The following is a 13,915-nucleotide window of genomic DNA, read 5'->3' as shown; positions in this document are numbered from 1 at the left end:
AGAAGGGGAAGAGGAAGAAGGTTGTTTACTTCGCTAGGGCGACTAATCTAAACCTACCGAAGGGGGAGGTGTTGGACTTGTACAACAAGGTGAGGGGTCCCATAGAGACCTCTTACCGGAACATCAAGGCCTTTCTCCCCTTCACCAGTTCCACCAAGTTCGTCTTCCGCACGTTGATCTTCGTGCTGGCAATCGTACTCTACTCCCTGTACACCGTGTTCAAGGGGGAGTGAGGAGGGAGCAGTTCAGGATACTCCTAATACTCTTGTTTTCTGATGATTTATTCTATCTAAGAGATTTTCTACTTAAATCAATAGAACCGCTTATTAATATAGATTTATTTTCAAGGAGGTGATTTTGGGTCTACCGTAACGGACGGGGCTTCCTGCTTCAAAGCCGAGGCTTGCCCAAAGGGTAGAGGTCTCAGCTCCACAGGCACTAAGGGTCGTTCCGACCCCGAGCACTAATGTGAACCCACAGTATCCCAATATGGGACTGTTGAATGGAGCAGAGGCGTACCACATAGACCCTCGCTTTAACCAAGGCGTCTCGGTGACGCTTGCTCCGTCAGTGACTGCCATTAAGAGAATATTTGAAAATACGTATTTAAATGTAACTACAAAGGGGGCTATCCATCTCCACCCTTACGGATGGAGTCTTCCGCCCCCTTTGAACCCCTTGTTAAGATAAACCGAATGACGCGAACCAGAACTAAGTTCGAAAAAAGGACCTTCAGACCTTCCTGTATACGGGTTTGTTTTCCCCAGGCACGGCCTCAACTCTGTCCCCTATCTTCACGTCGTCCAGGACATTGGAGTACATCCTGAACCCCTCGTCCAATTCCACTATGGCGTAAATGGCCCCCTGGAACTTCGTGACGGAGAACACTCTTCCCCTCCCTGAACTCAACATCATACTCAAGTTCCTCCCGTGACACCTCGGGCAGGAGTCCCTGATGTAGAAGAAGTTGTGTCCGCAATCCCCACAGTGCAGGTATGGGACCTTACCGTTCTTGAACTCCACCGCAGGATCCAAGATCACTCACCCAGGACGAGCGTGGTCGAATGTGCCCTGTTCCACCCTCCTATACCGTTCAATAGAACTGCCTCTGCTCCCTTAACCTGCCTATTCCCTCCCATACCGTTGAGCTGTATCAAGGCCTCCTCCAAGATCACTCCCCCGCTCATGTACGCAGGTTGTCCCAAGTTCAAGGATCCTCCACCAGTATTGACAGGCTTCTCCCCGCTGAACGTAGTGTCTGTGACCTCCACGAACTTTCCTCCCTTTCCCTTCTCCGCTAACCCTACGTCCTCGATCTGGAGGAGAACAGTTATGGTGAAGGAGTCATAGAGCTGGAACGCGTCAATCTTCTCCAGGTAGGGTCTACAGCTCCTCGAGCTCTCGGAGGCCGGTGTAGTCACTATGTCGGGCAGTTCAGGGGGCATCTCAGGCCAATGGGCCTCACCGAAGCATTTGATGGAGAGAGGTCTCAGGTTAGATTTCCCGCCCCTCTTCCCTACCACGAACACGTGAAAGCCGTCCACTGGGTAAACTATTTCGAGGAGGTGTAAGGGAGTGCTCACGACCCTAGAGCTCAATACGTCCTCTACACTGATGGGTTCCCTGTATAAGGCCTTATCGTTGTACCTGGCGTTATGTCTCTGCCTCACGGCTATCATGGCCCTCTGTTCATCCGTCGTACCGAAGAGGTGGGAATGCCTGGCCGCGACCAGGGCGTAATCTGTGACCGGGTTCATGTCATCGTACACCCTGAACTGCCAATCGAAGGGAGTTAAGGAGACGTGCTGATAGGCCCTGTCCACGGAGTCAGCTGTCACCTTTCTCTCCCTGACAGGGGAGGCCTTTCCCCCCACAATCAATAACACGTTCTCAGCGTCCCCCGACGCCACGGCCTTCTCAGCCCTGTAAAGCATGGCCAATGCTGAGGCGCCCCCAAAGTCCACGTAGTCCAGAAACCTGGGCCTAACACCCAGGTACTGGGAGAGCTGTGAAGTGTAGAAATGTAGACTCAAATTACCGTCGAAAGTGCCGGGGAGGAAGGTGGCTATGAGACCGTCTATCGACTTCCTTTCCACCCCCGCCATCTCCAGGGCTCCGTCTACCACTGAGGAGAGTAGTTGGAAGGTCGAGCCTTCATACTTCTTGTGGACCTGACCGTTGAATCCCAGCAACATGAACCTCACCTAAAATGAGAGACCTCCAGTCACCCCTATGGCTTCCCCGGTGATGAACGAGGCATAGTCCGAGGCCAGGAACGCTATCAAGTTGGCCACCTCCTCCGGCCTCCCAGCCCTCTTCATGGGTGTCCTCTCGACCATCATGTTCCATATCTTCTCCGGTACCCCCCTGGTCATGGGGGTGTCTATGAAGCCCGGAACTATGGCGTTCACCGTTATGCTGAACTTCCCCAACTCCTTGGCTAAGGTCTTGGTGAACCCTATCAGTCCGGCCTTCGCCGCTGAGTAGTTAGTCTGTCCCACATTTCCCATCCAGCTGAGGGAGGACATGTTGATTATCCTCCCGTGTCCACTCCTCATCATGCCCTCCACTACCTGCTTAGTCATATTGAACGCCCCGTAGAGGTGAACCTTGATCACCGAGTCCCACTCCTCCCTGGACATCTTCACAAAGAGGTTGTCCCTTATTATGCCGGCGTTGTTCACCAACACATCCACGTGATCCGTACCGAACCTCTCCATAGCGTTCCTCACGAAGTTCACGCAGGAGTCCCAGTCGGTCACGTCAAGTCTCATACCCAGCACTTCTAGACCTGAGTCCCTCAAGGACCTTACCCTTTCGTCTACGTCCTCCCTGAGATCTCCCACGGCTACCTTAAATCCCTCCTTGGCCAGGGCCTGTGCCGTGGCGAAACCTATCCCACTAGCCCCTCCAGTGACCAGGGCTAGGGCGTTGTGGTGTTGTACAGAACCCATAAGAAAAGAAATTGCTAGATAAAAAATGATTAACTGACAGGAGTCCCAGTCTCCAGCTCCCCTGAGGCTTCCTCCACACTCACTCCCTTACCGGTCTCGTAACCCTTTACGAACCAGAGTACGGCAGCCACAGTACCTGCTGCCCACACTAGACCGTTAAACAAGGTGTACTGCTGGATGGAGAAGTTGGCTGTGAGGTAAATGGTCGGAATGTACGCACCTATGGATATGAACCTAGCTATGGCGGTCAACGTTCCCCTCCTGAGAGTTGGCCATATCTCACTCTTCAGGGCGTCCTCGGTCAGGTAGGATATTCCCACGAACAGGTTCAGTACTACCAGGAGTGAATAGAAGAGTGCCAAACTGTCACTCCAGATAGGTATGGTCGCCATGATCAGGAAGGTGGAACCGGTAGCTCCGAGAAATGAGATAAGGAGAAGTAGCTTCCTACTCAGGGAGTCAGCGAACACACCAATGGCCAACCCCACCAACATTTCAGCCAGGTTGCTGACAAGGATGATGAGGGCAGTTTGAGAGGAGAAGAAGTAGGGTCCTAGCACGTAGGTCATGAGACCGTAACCTATGGTGTTGGACGCTGCGACCATAACGGCCACGAACATCTTAAACCAGTTGGGCAACTTTGGCACCACTACCTTGGGCTTCAACTCCTCCTGAGGGATCACCTTCACGTCATTAAAGTACTTATTTATTTCCCTCTCTGCATCCTCGAATCTACCTTGCTTCTCCAACCACCTGATGGACTCGGGGATCTTTATTCTGCTATACACTAGGACGCCCAAAACTATCAGGGCTGTTACCCCTATCATCAGTCTCTGAAGTGCCACGGTCTGGTTCTGAACTAGATAGCCAACCAGTCCCAGGACGAATCCTCCCACGTTGATGAAGTTCAGTTCAAGGAAGAAGGCCTTACTCCTGTGCCTCCTTGGCATTATCTCGTGTGTGGCAACCATTATGGTGTTCATCTCGCCTCCTGCAGCGAACAGCATTATTGCCAGGAAGAGGAGGATCAGATAGTAGGTGGAACTGAATACTATGCCCACAGCCCCTATACCGTACATCGTCATGGTCACGTAGAACATGGTCTTCCTTCCCAGCTTGTCGGAAAGAGGTCCCGTGACCATTATGCCTATTATGAGCCAGAGGGGAGCCCACGCAAGTAGCGTACTGGTGAGGAACTTGGGGATAGTGACCCACCCCGTGGCTATGGGGGCCATGCCGAAGATGTAGGCCTCCAGGAAAAATCCTGCAGAGAAGGCAACAAAGGCGTATGTGTGGACTTTCCCCCATGAAAAGTTGTCCAGTGCCTTACTTGGGGGTTTTGAAACCATTTTTATCGTTTAAATGAGAGATGACCCTATTCTAAAGTTTGTGGTTCAAATTTTAAAAATACCTAAAACGATGATGAGTCCAACGGGGCGAAGGTAAGGCAGTCACTTCCCCTTGAACTCGCAGGGATCCACTCTTCCCACGACTCCTTACCAATGAGTATTTCTAAGGGGTTTTTCGCCCTCTTTACTTTTTTTCCTTACAGCAGTTATGGGATTTCTCGTTAGGTGTAGCCTTGAAGTCGAGGCGAAATCTAATAACTGCTGTTCCTTAGAAGAATTTCGTTATCGTTTAGCACTATGACTTCAAGTTCCTCACCAGGCTTCAGGTTAATCTTCTCCCTAGCCTCTTTAGGGATAGTTACTTGAAATTTGTCTGTAACCCTAGGCACGGGAGATTATATGTAATATTTAATCCTTGTAGACTGGGGACTCCCTCATCATTACAGTTCCTTAGGACGAGTTTTTGCCTGTTCACGACTAGCTCTGAAGGGCTAGGGATCCCTCACGCGTGCTGTTTCACGACGTAGAGTTTACCTTTCCGCTATTCTCCCCTCCCCTCTCCTCCTTCTCCTTCATCTCCAGTAACTTCACCCATGTGAGGAAGCAGTCCTCCAATACCTTTCCTCCTTCCATGATCTCACCCTAAAATCCTGGTGAAGAACCTAACAGTCCTGTCCCAAGCGTCCTTCGCAGCGGCCTCGTTGTAGACCGGTCCTCCCTCAGTGGCGAAGGCGTGATATGTCTTGGGGTAGATCTTCATCTCCAGTTCTTTCCCGTACTGAAACATGGCCCTCACCATATCCGGCACACCGTGATTTATGGCTGAGTCCTCTCCGGCATATATTCCCAGGACAGGTCCCTTGAGCCTCGAGATGTCCTCTATACTCCTTGGGTTCCTTCCGTAATACACGACCGTGGCGTCGAAGGGTAATTGCGTCGACAGTTGGAATGATAGACCTCCTCCCATACAGAACCCTATGACACCGTACTTGCTTATGCCCATTGACTTGAGGTAATTGTACCCGTGCTCGAGATCCTTGAGCATCCTGTCCTCTGTGCTCGCCCTGTTGACTACCAACGTCTCGTAAATCCTCTTCTCCCTCTCGTTTAGTTCTGCTACTATCCTTGAAATGAACTCCTGATCTCCCCTCTTCTCTGGAGGAATCGAGAAGAACCTCCTCATGACCCCCGATATGTTCTCAGGAGAGAAGAGGTCTCCCTCCCTTGAGTATAGGTTAGGCGCCAGGCTCGTGTAACCTAGGGACGCCAACCTCCTAGCCACGTTCTGAATGAACTGGGTGAGCCCCCAAATCTCGGATATTACTATTATCCCAGCCTTATCTCCCCCCTTAACTAGGAAGGCCTCGACTTCCTTTCCGTCGAAACTCTTATACCTTACCTTTTCCTCCATAACATTGTTAGACTATGAATAGTTTAAAAGTTAATCTTCTTTTCCGCCATCTTGTAAAGGAGTAGATCGAGGAGCTCTGCCAACTTGGCCTTGTCATCCTCCTTAACGTCCCTGAGTATGTCCTCCGCCATCTCCGTGTATATTTGAAGGGAAGAGTTCAAGACCTTTAGCCCCTCCTGGGTTATCTTCACGTTAATGACTCTCCTGTCCTGCGAGTCCCTCTCCCTCTTGACCAACCTCCTCTCCTCTAGCCTGTCCACTGCAGCGGTAATCCCGGCTTGGGTCATGAGGATTTCCTTAGCCAGGGATACCATGGATCTCTGGGAATCCTTGAGGTTCATTAGTACCAGGAAGTCGACATAGGTGAGGTCCATGGACTCCAACCTACGGTTGAACTCCCTCTTTATGGCCTTGTAGACCCTAGATATCCTGTAGAAGATCTCAGCGTCCGTTTGCCCTCTCTGCATGACTTTCACCTCCCTCCAAAACTATTTTAGTTTTGCCCCTCATGACTGAGGACACTGCAGCTATGAAGGAGAGGATTGCCCCGAAGTAGAACGTCTCCCTCATGGCCTCCATGAAGGCCGGGGCTATGGCGTTGGGAAACCAGCCTCTGCTCTCCATTATGTGTATTGCGGATGGAGGTATACTGGAGGCTAGGGACTGGGGAAGGGAAGAGATGAGTGCTTTGACGGGATCGTAGCCGAGGAATGCCGCGAACAGTGCACTTGTGACCGGTACCCTCTCCACCGCTGGAGCCAATTGGGGTGCACCGGCCTGACTCACCGCCTGTGCCAACGAGGGACCCAGGGACGAACTGAGGGATATTATAACTATGGTGAAGAATAGGGCTATGCTCACGGTCTGTCCTGTGTTCTGTAGGGTTGATCTCATCCCAGAGGCAGCACCCCTGTGTTTGGCCGGGACGCTGTTCATTATGGAGGCCGTGTTGGGGGAGGCGAACATCCCGTTTCCCACGCCTATGAGGAAGAGTATACCCCCGAAAATGGGGTAACTGAAGTCATAGGGAAGTGTGGAGAGTGCTAGGAAGCCCAGTCCTACCAGGATCATCCCGGCGGTAGCCAAGGTCCTCGCCCCGTACCTATCTGAGAGCCAACCGCTCAACGGCCCAACAGTGACGAAACCCACCATGAGGGGGATTGTGTAGATCCCTGCCCAGAAAGGTGTCTCTGAATAGGGGTAGCCGTGTAGAGGTAACCAGATGCCCTGGAGGAATATGACCACCATTATCATGAGACCTCCGTAACCTATGGAGCGTAGGAGACCAGCGAAGTTGGCTGCAGAGAACACTCTGTTCTTGAAGAGCTCTAGCCTGAACATGGGATACTTCACCATTGTCTCCACAAACGGGAACAGGGCCAAGAGCCCTATCCCTCCCAGTATCTCTCCCTGAACCTCTGGGTTACCCCATCCCATCTGGGAGTTGTTGTAGGGCATTAGGCCGTAAGTGGTCCCCAGTAGGATCAAGATCAGGCCTGTCCCGAAGACCAAGTTACCCAGCCAATCTATCCCCTCTCCCCTACTCCTAATCCCGACGTCCTTTAACTTCAGGTAACTCCAAATTGTCCCGAAAGCCCCCACTGGGACGCTCACCAGGAAGACGTACCTCCAGTTAAGCGTGGAGAGTATACCTCCGAGGATCAGACCTATTAGGGAACCTGCCAAGGCTGCAACCTGGTTTATCCCCAGCGCCTTTCCCCTCTCGTTAATAGGAAACACATCCGTGAGTATGGCCGCGCTGTTCGCCATTAAGAAGGCACCTCCCACCCCCTGAACTACCCTGAAGACCACCAGCTCCGTGGCTCCCAGATCTCCACTGTTGGGAGTCAAGGAGAGTGCTACGGAACCTAAGGTGAATATCAGGAAGCCCAGGTTATACAGCCTGACCCTTCCGTATATGTCTGAGAGCCTACCGAAGGAGAGGAGTAGTGTTGCGGTGACCACGTTATAACCTAAGAGTATCCAGAGGAGATACTGGAAAGATGAGGGAGCTAAGGGGTTTACCTGAATACCCCTGAAGATAGCTGGCAACGAGATTATGGTGATGGTACCGTTAATCGTGGCCATGAGTACCCCGAGGGTTGTGTTGGAGAGGGCAACCCATTTGTACACCATAGTTAGATGGTAGATGATTAAATATTTAACTTTACCTGAATTGAGAGGAAGACTCGAGGGTGCTATGTTCGTGGGCAACGCGGCTTTCCCATAGCCCTTTGGCTCGCCCTAAGGTCTCATTTGATAGTACATTGTGAGTTTAACATCTCAAAAAGATATATCGAAAAGATTAAATACGTCACGTGTCCTCATGACTCTATGGACAGGAAAACCAAGGAGACCTTGGCCATCCTCATATCCGTTTCCCTTCTGGTGAACTATGTGGAGACCATGGTGGTTCCAGCCGTCCCCAAGATTCAGGAGGACTTCGGGACAACGTCTACCCTTGTGGCCTGGGTCACTTCAGCCTTCACTATAGTGGGAGCCGCAGTGTCTCCCGTCTTCGGAAAGTTAGGTGACCTCTACGGTAAGAGGAAAATTTACCTCTTGTCCATGACGTTCTACACCTTGGCGGTCGTGTTAGCAGGGTTCTCACCAAACATAGACTTCCTGATAGGGGCTAGGGCCATACAGGGATTGGGGTTCGCCATGTTTCCTCTCTCCCTGGCCATAATAACTGACATATTGCCCCCCGAGATGGTGGCCACGGCCCAAGGGATAATAAGCGGTACTATGGGGATAGGTACAGCTCTAGGTTTAGTCGTGGGAGCTTACATAGATCAGGACCTGGGTTGGCAGTACGCCTTTCACATAGCCTTCGTGATATCACTGATCCTCTTCTTCTTGGCCCTCAAGTTAGTCCCAGAGACCGGAGTGAGGAAGAAGGCCGTGATAGACTACATCGGTTTCTCAACGCTCACCTCTGGGGTTATCCTCCTCCTCGTGTACTTGACGCAGGAGTCCAGTTGGGGATGGTTCTCAGTGTCCTCCCTCTCGCTCCTGTTACCCGGCCTCGCTCTCTTAGTCCTGTTCGGATGGTACGAGACTAGGGCCCAGAGTCCCGTGATAGAGCTGAGACTCATGAGGATAAGGAACGTTATGGTAGCGAATCTATCTGGGCTCATATCGGGAATCATGATATTGGCCCTGTTCTACGGGGTAATCTACTACACTCAACTTCCCAGACCCTTCGGGCTTGGGTTGGACATAATATCTGCAGGTCTTACCCTAGCACCCTCCACCTTGGTCATGTTCGTGGTTGGCCCCCTCCTGGGTAGGATGATCAACAGAGTAGGCCCCAAGCCGATCCTCGTCTTCGGTTCCCTGGTCATGATAGGTGGGTTCTACCTGATGATAGTCAATAGGACTACCAGTTTGGACGTCACCCTGGACACCATCGTGGCCATGGTCGGTCTACTCTCCCTCATGATACCCATAGTCAACATGATCTCTGTGTCCCTTCCCCCTGAGGACAGGGGTGTTGGAATAGGGATGAACACGCTCATCAGGAACATAGGTTCCTCAGTTGGGCCCGTGATCACTACGTCCATAATGAGCTCTTATCAAGGGGCCTATGTTCTTCCCTTCGGCGGTACTTACATAGTGGAGATCTTCCCAGACTCCACTGCCTTCGACTTGATATTCGCCGTGGGGATAATCATGGCCGTGGTCAACATAGCTGTGTCCCTCACCACCAGGAACTACAGGCTAGGAAGCAGGAAGGTGGAGGAGGCTAAGGCTCCTCAGGTAGTGTAGCACTTTTAACCTTCCCTCGGCAATTTACCCATGCAATTCATAGACTCCCACACGCACCTGTGGCTGAAGGGTGCGATAACCCAGGAGATGAGGGAGAACTCGGCAAGGGTAGGTTACGAAATACCGGTGTTGGAGAAGGAAAAGGTCATCAAGGAGATGGACGAGGCGAACCTGGAGTACGTGGTGATAATAGCCTACCCGATGAGGAAGTTGTGGGGAGCCAAGGAGGACTTCCCCGTGAGGATGATACAGGAGTGCAAGGACTACCCGGACAGGTTCTCTGTGGTCGGAGGAGTGGAGGTGAACCAATTGACCTTGGAGGAGACCAGGAACTGGTTGGAGACCCAGTACTCCGCTGGGGTCTCTGGGTTCAAGCTCCACCCTCCCCACATGTGGGTTAAACCGAACGACTACAGGGAGGAGGAGAGTGGGTTAAAGCAATTGGAGTTACTCTACCAGTTCTCCCAGGATCACGGCCTCCCAGTCATAATCCACACGGGCACATCCTTCTTCCTCCCCGCCAGGAACAAGTACGGCGACCCCATCTACCTCGATGACGTATCTGTGGACTTCCCGAAATTGAAGATAGTCATGGCCCATCTGGGTAGACCCAACTGGGTGGACACGGCCTTCCAGCTGTTGAGAATAAGGAGAAACGTCATGGGTGACCTCTCCAGCATTCCCCCCAAGAGGTTGCTGGAGTACTTTCCCAGGTTGGGAGAGGTGGAGGAGAAGGTAGTCTACGGCAGTGACTCTGGTGGACCTGGGGTTAAGGGGCTTAAGACACACCTGGAGGAGTTCCTCAGGACAGGGTTACAGGACAGTTCAAAGGTCAAGATAGCCTACGAGAACCCCAAGAGGGTGTTCAGAACCTTGGAGAGGTAAACCTTGGGGGACGACCCTTTATGGAACTCGCAAGTTCTTTTTCTTTTCTAAGCTTGTAATTATCCTACAAACTTATAATTACAGCAGCCATGGGACTTTCCCTTAAATATCGTCCAGTGGTCAAGTTAAGGTCTAGTGACTGCTGTAATTATCCTAGAGAGTTTCAACTCCGCTCCTCCACGTTACCGTACGAAATTGACGCACGAGTTCGTGGAGAATCCTTGAACGGTCTCCTTTCATAGGAGTTATTAGATTTGGCCTCGATCACAGGGCTATACCTAGGCGAAAGTCTCATCTCTGCTACCTTTCGGTAAAACTTATTAATTCAGTTAACTAAACTTTACTTATGTTAAGTGACTTCACTTACAGGAGGGAGAAGGTTGGAGAGGTGGTCGGTGAGGGATGGAGGGTGGAGGTGCACAACGTCGAGGTCAAAGGTAAGAGGGGCCTGAGCTACAGCCTGGTGAGGGGAGATGAGACTGTCATACTCCTACTGGACGAGGAGAACCACCCCAAACTACTCTCCCTGGTCAAGCTAAAGAGGGAGGACAAGGGAGGTAACGTGGTGGAGACCGAGGTTGACCAAACTCTGTTAGACTTCCTGAACAGGAAGGTGGTGAGGAGCGTCGCTGATCTAGTGCAGGAGAAGGACAAGGGTGCATCGGGACTGAGGAGCCTAAACCTACGCACCAGCGAAGCGAGGGATCTACCTTGAGAACTAGGGACAAGATTTTGGAGGAGTGCAGAGTTCCCAAGACGTTCAAGGAGCTTAAGGGGGTCACAGGTCTGAGCGATGCTGGGCTGTCAAAGGCATTGAAGGCATTGGTGAAGGAGGGCCTCCTGACCAAGACCGATATGGGTTACGTTATAACGGAGAGAGGAGGGCTGAGTAGCGGTGAGAGGACCCTAGTGATAGGGGGGATGAGCTTCGTCTATAGGGGTGTAAACGAGGAGACTCTAAGGAAGATAGCTGAGCTCCTCAAGGGGATGGAGGACTTCCACATCTGTGTGGGTAGGACTAACCTGGTACCAAACGACGAATTAAAGGAAGTCCTTCTACTGGCCCTCGACACACAGAGGGGTAGGGAGGGATGAAGAGGAACTATGTGCTAGCCGGACTCGTGATTCTCCTCGTGGCTGTAACCCTCTACTTCGTCTCCTATCTGGGAAGCTCTTCCAACGTCATTTCGGGACAGGCCTACCTCTCCCCAGGTGAATCCACCCAAGTTTCCTTCGACTTCAGTGAGGCGGTCATAAGCTACTCCGACGGCAGGGCGCTCCCCCTCTCCGTGAACGTTGACAACGGTCAAATAGTCTCGACCGCTGGACCCTTCAACGGGTTTTACGCAGTGATAATAATGGGCTCGCACGAGGTAGCTACCATAACCAATAACTACACCTTCCCCCTCTCCATGAAGTACGCTTTAGTCAACGCCGGGACTTCCACCCTGGTCTACGGTGCAATGTCCCTGCTCTCCGTTGTTTTGGGGGTCGTAGGAATCGTATTGGTAGTGCTGGGAGTTCTTAGGGGGAGGAGGAGGGAGTGAAAGGAAGCGCTGGTTGATGATAAGGTACGTGGCGTTTAAGGTAACCCGTTCACCAAAGTAATACGTGCTCGGCAACTTTTTTTCCTTTTTATAGTTTATACATAAAAAGCAACAGAAAGTCTTAATATTGTCCGGAGAGAAGAATCATACATGACAAAAGTTTTAGTTGTACATGAGTGGGATGACACCCAGAAGGATACCGTGACCAAGTTTTTCAATCAACTAGTGGACATGGCTAAAGGGAAGAAGTTACCTAAAGGTTTCAAATTGGAGAAGATCCAGGTGGATGATGCCAACAAGACCGCCGTGTGCGAGTGGGAGGTACCGAGTGTTCAGGACTTAGCGAATGTGGCCGGACAAATGGGTATTACTTGGAAAGTCAAGTTATTAGCTCCAAGCGTAAAGTACGAGCATAAGTTACTCTAATTTTTTCCCTTCGTCCTGCCGAAAAGATGCTGAACGGAAAGAGACAAATCGAGTTCGCTAGGGAGAGGCTGGTCAGGGAGGTCAACAGGCTGGGCGTGGTCAGGAGGAACGTGAGGAGCAGGAAGGTCAACTGGCTCTAGTCCTCATGGTCCTGGTAGGTGGGAGGGCCAGCGTGAGGAACGCGGCCGAGACGTTCGGGTTGGAACGTGAATTGATGGGGCGTTGGGAGAACTTGGAGATGCGTGGAGGGGCTGGAGGTCCTGTCAGACTGGTGAAGGGACCTGTCATCATAGACGACACCGTGACAGCAAGGCTCCAGGGGGGACGTGAGCCCCCGAGAACCACTAGATCTACTGCCACGCCCACGGGAGGTTCGAGAGGGCCAAGCTCCTCACGGTCGCCATAGTGGACCTCGGCAGGACGTTCACGGTTTCCCCTACGCCGTGAGGAAGATGTTGAATTTGTGAGGGTCACCGAGTTCAAGACCAAGATCGACGTGGCCAGATGTTTGACGTGCTCAAGGAGCGCTTCCGGTAGCCAGGGTCGTCTTCGATCCCAGTACTGTCCGAGAAGCTCGTGACGGACAACGTGGTGTCAAGGCTCAAGTCCAACCGAACTCGGGGTCGGTCCAGGACACCCTCGAGGAAGACCTCCCAGTGGGATACCCCCTGGAGTCTACTTCGTCTCCCTGACCCTGGGAGGCCGAGTGGTCACGGTGAAGTTGCTCGCAGGAACACGACTCCGGGACACACGTCAGGTACCTCTACACCACCGACCCCTCGCTCAGCGCGGTAGACCCAAAATCATATTATGAAAAATATTTCTGGTAGGATAATATTGAATTTATAAAAGATAAAGAAATTTATAAGAGTATTAAGAATTCAGTTGAAGAAAGGTTTAAGGTGAGGGAGATGTGGTATTACCACGTGATTAAGTGAGATGGTAACACCGGTACTCCCTCACCAAAACAACGTACAACAAATAGGATATAAATTACTTTCCATGCTGAACTTCAAGGGAAAGAGAGGGGAAGAGGTGGCGAGAACCCTCATCTCAGCGTGTTTGTGGAACGATTCTGTAGAGAACAAGTCGAGGGCGTATGGCGTGTCCCCACAGACCGTGAGGAATTACGTGGAGGAGCAGGGGGTGGAAGTGGTTGAGAAACTCTTGGAACAAGTGAGGAAAATATCCTTGAAGGTACTGAAGGGAGTCAAGGAGATAGACGTCTCAATAGACTGGACGACCAAGACGTGGTACGGGAGACCGGTGGAGGGGCTCGGGAGTTCGGAGGAGGGAAACTCTTGGAACTACGCAACTGCGACGACAAAGTTTGACGGGAAAGTGCTCCTACTAGCTTTCATCACTCAAGTGAACGGGATGACTAAGGATGAGGTCGTGAAGGCCCTCGTGGAGCGAGTAGTCGCCATGGGGTTCAAGGTAAGGTTGATGACTCTCGACGCTGGTTTCTACACTGTAGACGTGCTCAACTTCGTTTCGCAGTTCAAGTACATAATTGCCGTCCCTGTTGGGAACGTGAAGGTCTACCAGGAGTTCGACGGCGAGTACGAGACG

The 13,915-nt window shown here is 51.7% G+C and carries 18 protein-coding genes and 1 pseudogene; 10 read left to right on the top strand and 9 right to left on the bottom strand.

Going from position 1 to position 13,915, the window contains the following annotated elements; all coding sequences use genetic code 11:
• A pseudogene (locus METMK1DRAFT_RS01085) lies at window positions 1–355 on the top strand (ISH3 family transposase); the annotation flags it as partial.
• On the opposite strand, the gene METMK1DRAFT_RS01080 reads toward METMK1DRAFT_RS01085, so the two are convergent.
• The 9 genes from METMK1DRAFT_RS01080 to METMK1DRAFT_RS01040 form a co-directional block, all read right to left on the bottom strand.
• Window positions 327–581 carry a hypothetical protein gene (locus METMK1DRAFT_RS01080; protein ID WP_009069839.1) on the bottom strand — a complete coding sequence of 85 codons (255 nt, stop codon included), beginning with the start codon at window positions 579–581 and terminating at the stop codon, window positions 327–329. The pseudogene METMK1DRAFT_RS01085 and the gene METMK1DRAFT_RS01080 sit on opposite strands and share 29 nt — an antisense overlap.
• A gap of 151 nt (window positions 582–732) precedes the next feature.
• Window positions 733–1,041, bottom strand: coding sequence for a Zn-ribbon domain-containing OB-fold protein (locus METMK1DRAFT_RS01075; RefSeq protein ID WP_048087306.1), 309 nt, complete (start codon window positions 1,039–1,041; stop codon window positions 733–735).
• Window positions 1,038–2,195 carry a thiolase family protein gene (locus METMK1DRAFT_RS01070; protein WP_009069836.1) on the bottom strand — a complete coding sequence of 386 codons (1,158 nt, stop codon included), beginning with the start codon at window positions 2,193–2,195 and terminating at the stop codon, window positions 1,038–1,040. Before METMK1DRAFT_RS01070 ends, METMK1DRAFT_RS01075 begins: the two co-directional genes overlap by 4 nt.
• Before the next feature lie 9 nt (window positions 2,196–2,204).
• On the bottom strand, window positions 2,205–2,954 hold the full coding sequence (fabG, locus tag METMK1DRAFT_RS01065; RefSeq protein WP_009069834.1) for a 3-oxoacyl-ACP reductase FabG: 750 nt from the start codon (window positions 2,952–2,954) through the stop codon (window positions 2,205–2,207).
• A 29-nt stretch (window positions 2,955–2,983) separates the two neighbouring features.
• Entirely contained in the window at window positions 2,984–4,303 is a 1,320-nt protein-coding gene (locus METMK1DRAFT_RS01060; protein WP_009069832.1) for an MFS transporter, read from the bottom strand.
• A 251-nt stretch (window positions 4,304–4,554) separates the two neighbouring features.
• On the bottom strand, window positions 4,555–4,692 hold the full coding sequence (locus METMK1DRAFT_RS01055) for an AbrB/MazE/SpoVT family DNA-binding domain-containing protein (protein WP_082229986.1): 138 nt from the start codon (window positions 4,690–4,692) through the stop codon (window positions 4,555–4,557).
• A 248-nt stretch (window positions 4,693–4,940) separates the two neighbouring features.
• Complete coding sequence (locus tag METMK1DRAFT_RS01050) at window positions 4,941–5,714, bottom strand: dienelactone hydrolase family protein (protein WP_009069829.1); 774 nt, start codon at window positions 5,712–5,714, stop codon at window positions 4,941–4,943.
• 23 nt (window positions 5,715–5,737) lie between these two features.
• Window positions 5,738–6,181, bottom strand: a complete 444-nt coding sequence (locus METMK1DRAFT_RS01045; protein WP_009069827.1) for a MarR family winged helix-turn-helix transcriptional regulator — start codon at window positions 6,179–6,181, stop codon at window positions 5,738–5,740.
• Window positions 6,156–7,850 (bottom strand): MFS transporter, encoded by a 1,695-nt coding sequence (locus METMK1DRAFT_RS01040; protein WP_009069824.1) that lies wholly within the window; start codon window positions 7,848–7,850, stop codon window positions 6,156–6,158. Before METMK1DRAFT_RS01040 ends, METMK1DRAFT_RS01045 begins: the two co-directional genes overlap by 26 nt.
• A 198-nt stretch (window positions 7,851–8,048) precedes the next feature.
• Here METMK1DRAFT_RS01040 and METMK1DRAFT_RS01035 point away from each other — a divergent pair, with 198 nt between their 5' ends.
• From METMK1DRAFT_RS01035 to METMK1DRAFT_RS01000, 9 genes are all read left to right on the top strand, one after another.
• On the top strand, window positions 8,049–9,485 hold the full coding sequence (locus tag METMK1DRAFT_RS01035; RefSeq protein WP_009069823.1) for an MFS transporter: 1,437 nt from the start codon (window positions 8,049–8,051) through the stop codon (window positions 9,483–9,485).
• A 30-nt stretch (window positions 9,486–9,515) separates the two neighbouring features.
• Window positions 9,516–10,370, top strand: coding sequence for an amidohydrolase family protein (locus tag METMK1DRAFT_RS01030; RefSeq protein WP_009069820.1), 855 nt, complete (start codon window positions 9,516–9,518; stop codon window positions 10,368–10,370).
• A gap of 346 nt (window positions 10,371–10,716) precedes the next feature.
• Window positions 10,717–11,085, top strand: coding sequence for a hypothetical protein (locus tag METMK1DRAFT_RS01025; protein ID WP_009069818.1), 369 nt, complete (start codon window positions 10,717–10,719; stop codon window positions 11,083–11,085).
• Complete coding sequence (locus tag METMK1DRAFT_RS01020) at window positions 11,082–11,465, top strand: hypothetical protein (RefSeq protein WP_009069816.1); 384 nt, start codon at window positions 11,082–11,084, stop codon at window positions 11,463–11,465. The genes METMK1DRAFT_RS01025 and METMK1DRAFT_RS01020 overlap by 4 nt, the downstream gene beginning before the upstream one ends.
• Window positions 11,462–11,917 (top strand): hypothetical protein, encoded by a 456-nt coding sequence (locus tag METMK1DRAFT_RS01015; protein WP_009069814.1) that lies wholly within the window; start codon window positions 11,462–11,464, stop codon window positions 11,915–11,917. The genes METMK1DRAFT_RS01020 and METMK1DRAFT_RS01015 overlap by 4 nt, the downstream gene beginning before the upstream one ends.
• A 150-nt stretch (window positions 11,918–12,067) precedes the next feature.
• Complete coding sequence (locus METMK1DRAFT_RS01010; protein WP_009069813.1) at window positions 12,068–12,343, top strand: hypothetical protein; 276 nt, start codon at window positions 12,068–12,070, stop codon at window positions 12,341–12,343.
• 145 nt (window positions 12,344–12,488) lie between these two features.
• Complete coding sequence (locus tag METMK1DRAFT_RS01005; protein ID WP_009069809.1) at window positions 12,489–12,749, top strand: hypothetical protein; 261 nt, start codon at window positions 12,489–12,491, stop codon at window positions 12,747–12,749.
• Between the two features lie 170 nt (window positions 12,750–12,919).
• Window positions 12,920–13,138, top strand: coding sequence for a hypothetical protein (locus tag METMK1DRAFT_RS15900; protein WP_245544510.1), 219 nt, complete (start codon window positions 12,920–12,922; stop codon window positions 13,136–13,138).
• Between the two features lie 144 nt (window positions 13,139–13,282).
• Window positions 13,283–13,915, top strand: a 633-nt coding sequence (locus tag METMK1DRAFT_RS01000; RefSeq protein ID WP_009069807.1) for a DUF4322 domain-containing protein, incomplete at its 3' end; no start/stop codon positions are given.

The organism is Metallosphaera yellowstonensis MK1, from assembly GCF_000243315.1.
Classification (GTDB): domain Archaea; phylum Thermoproteota; class Thermoprotei_A; order Sulfolobales; family Sulfolobaceae; genus Metallosphaera; species Metallosphaera yellowstonensis.
This window is presented reverse-complemented; position numbering and strand designations above follow the sequence as displayed.